We start from the raw sequence: 963 nt of genomic DNA, 5'->3' as shown, positions 1-963 counted from the left end.
CGTACCACCAAAATATCGTTATAATCGGAAGTATTTAATTTTTTAAGCAATTGAATAAATGAGTATTGAGTTTCTAGAAAATGACCTTGATAAGGTAAATTATTTGAGCAATTTGCTCGAAAATCATGCCACTGGCGGGCATGCAGATGACGCTGAATATATGAAGCTCAGGCACGAGTTACTTAGAAATTCTACATTGGCTTCTATGCTTCCGGACTGGTTAAAACTTCATCGTAACTTAGGTTCATTCTGGGGTTTCATTAAAACGAAATACGGGACATATGCTGAAAGGAGAACATATCTTTCCGAAGAGTTTGCGCCTGTATGCAATTATCTAGAGTTCGGGGAAAATTTAGCTCCAAAACCAGTGGAACCCAAACCGAAATTTCCAGTTCAGCAACCAATAACTCAAAGCCCACAGCCAGTATTTGTAACGCCAAAGCCGAAAAAAGATAAAGTATTTATCGTGCATGGACGCGACAATGAGGCAAAACAAGAAGTAGCAAGGTTCATTGAAAGTGTTGGTTTAATCCCAATAATTCTTCACGAGCAAGCTAGTGGTGGTAAAACCATCATTGAAAAAATTGAACATTACTCTGATGAAGCTGGTTATGCAGTTGTCCTCTACACTGCTTGCGATCATGGGCGTGGTATTCATGAAACAAAAATTCACCCCAAACAAAGAGCGAGACAAAACGTAGTCTTCGAGCATGGCTATCTTATGGCGAAGCTCGGCAGAGAAAATGTTTGTGCTCTGGTAAAAGGTGATATTGAAACACCCAATGACATAAGTGGTGTCGTTTACGTAGCTCTTGACGTTTCAGGGGCATGGAAAACTGAAATAGCAAAAGAACTCAAAGTTAGTGGTTATCAGTTAAAAGAGTTCTTCTAGCATTGTGCAAGGTACGTTTAACAAGGCATTCCAGGTGACGCCTACGGCGCACCTGAATGCGGCGTTAGGTG

At 40.6% G+C, this 963-nt stretch carries 1 protein-coding gene; it reads left to right on the top strand.

The window, feature by feature from the left end:
- Positions 1-58 precede the first annotated feature (58 nt).
- A complete protein-coding gene (locus M3P05_RS20440) occupies positions 59-892 on the top strand; it encodes a TIR domain-containing protein (protein ID WP_249701981.1) in 834 nt (277 codons plus the stop codon).
- Positions 893-963: the final 71 nt, after the last annotated feature.

Origin of the sequence: Parendozoicomonas callyspongiae (assembly GCF_023502345.1) — a bacterium.
Taxonomy (GTDB): domain Bacteria; phylum Pseudomonadota; class Gammaproteobacteria; order Pseudomonadales; family Endozoicomonadaceae; genus Sansalvadorimonas; species Sansalvadorimonas callyspongiae.
Note: the sequence above shows the minus strand (reverse complement) of the source record. Positions and strands in the feature narration are given on the sequence as shown.

Excerpts from the sequence above, each read along its gene's own strand:
- M3P05_RS20440 (WP_249701981.1), top strand. The coding sequence starts at position 59 with ATGAGTATTGAGTTTCTAGAAAATGACCTTGATAAGGTAAATTATTTG.